This window comes from Spirosoma spitsbergense DSM 19989 (assembly GCF_000374085.1).
Taxonomy (GTDB): Bacteria; Bacteroidota; Bacteroidia; order Cytophagales; family Spirosomataceae; genus Spirosoma; species Spirosoma spitsbergense.
The window spans coordinates 1-2061 of record NZ_KB893421.1 but is presented as its reverse complement, the minus strand read 5'-3'; the positions used below and the strand labels follow the sequence as shown (position 1 = coordinate 2061).

General features: G+C 51.8%; 1 protein-coding gene. It reads right to left on the bottom strand.

Annotated elements, in window-relative coordinates:
• Positions 1-1997: hypothetical protein (locus tag B157_RS38875; RefSeq protein WP_052646967.1), on the bottom strand; the 1997-nt coding region annotated here is incomplete at its 3' end.
• Positions 1998-2061 lie beyond the last annotated feature (64 nt).

Below are 2061 nucleotides of genomic sequence, written 5' to 3'. Positions count from 1 at the left end.
TCAAGGGCGGTGCGGGAGCCTTCATCGACAAACTGGTTTGGGTTGGTGGTCCATCCGGTGATGCCCGGTGCCATGTACTCGATGGGTGAGCCGTCCCCCCCGGAGGTGTTGAAGGTGAAGGCGCCAGTGGTGCAGTTATAGGTAGGCGCAGTCAACGTGAGTGGATTGCTGGTATTGGCATTGGTAACGATGAATTGGAACGTTGTCGATGCACTGCCACCATTGGCACTGGCAAAGGCTGTTACAGAATAAACGCCTGCCGTAGTGGGGGTACCTAAAAGGACCCAGGTCGGTATAAAGCTACCACTGCCTTCCTGTCGAAAAAAATAGGTGATACCTGGTGGCAACCCGGAGGTACCCACGCTCCAGTTGGTGGTTAGAGCGGAGGAAAAATGCCCGCCTATCGGGAAATAGACACTCTGGCCAACGGTGACAGTCATGTCAGCAATAGGGCTCACCCTAACGATGTCCATAGGGTTGGCACAGTAGGCTTGTCGTGACCACGTATAGGTAACAAGTTTCCCACTTTGCCGGGCCGAGATCACAAAGGGGGGTGTATCGGCACAAGTACGGGCACAGGCATCAAGAATATGGTTAGGGTTGGTGGTCCAGCCCGTAATGCCCGGTGCCATATACTCGATGAGTGTTCCATCGCCCCCGGATGTGTTGAAGGTGATTGCGCCCGTCTGGCAGTTGTAGGTAGGGGCAATCAGGGTTAGTGCGCCGACCGGGGGTTGGGTTGTTGCTTCAGGCTGGAGTTTGACCAGCTGTTTGTTGTCCGTAGCAAACACCAGACTGCCATCACCCGCCGTGGCAATGCCGATCAGTGAGCTTGCGCCAGGGCCCTGGAAAGTGCGTGTGGCCAACACGTTTAAGCCTGCCGGGTCGATGAGCAGAATTTTTGGGGCTGTACCCTCGGTGGTTCCTACCGCATAGAGTTTTTTGCCACCACTACCAGTGTAGGCGGAAATGAAGTTTTTAGGCCCTTGTGGGCCGATGGTTTTACCCCTTCCCGGTTTAGGATTGCCGTTGAAATCAATCTCTGCAATAGCCGAAGCTTTATTAAAAGGTAAGCCAACACCGAGGCCGACCAGGGTATAACCTGAGCCATCGGCTGATATAATGACATCGGTAATAGAATTCATCACATAGATGTCGTTCGGTTGTGAGTTATGCGGTAGATTGGTTAGTAGCCGCTGCCAGGATACATTCCCGTTTCCGTCCAGTTTGGCTAACCAGGCAAAACTCGGACTATCGAGTCCGGCCTCATTAAAGTAACCAACGAGTAGATAGCCGCCATCGGGGGTGTTAATAATCCTCGATCCTCTTGTTAGACCGATATCAGGGCTGGACGAGCCTGGATAAGAAATTTCTTTTGTCCAGACCACCTGTTTTTCTGCATCGTATCGACGGAGCACAACGGGCGATGGAGCATTGGACTGCCATTTGGAATACAGCAGGAGAAAACCACCGTCAGACGTGGCAATCAAATCACTTGGTGTGTTACCAATGGCAACATCCTCCTCTTTCCATCCTCCGCCAGTGCCATCGGCTCCAACCCGGACTGCTACATTTCGACTACCTCCTGTAACGTCAAAGTTCACCGGTCCTGTAGCCAGCACCCCTCCATCGGCACTTGCGGCCGACGCACTTATACGAGAAATCGCTGCGTAATTTAGCCCTAATCCTGGTGGGAGCTTATCGCCAATAAAGTTCCCACCTGATAAACCAAATGTCGACCAGATTTGATCTCCCTGTAGGGAGTACTTCACTAATCTTGCTACACCTAAAGTAACACCGTAACCGGGGTAGCTGTTATATAGTGATATTTCTGAGGTTACAATGTTGCCATCGTTGGTGATAGCCAGCGAGCTGCCAACCCTGGCCCATTGGGCATCGGGTATAGATTGTGCCCCGGTAATTTGGCTGATAAGTAGACAGGCCCACAGCAGCAGTGAGCTGATTCCTTGTATTGGGTATACATAGTTCTTTTTCATAATTGTAAGGGATAAGGAGTGAAAAGAATTGGTTGAAAGGCTTTACGCAGTCGTGCGCAAAGCC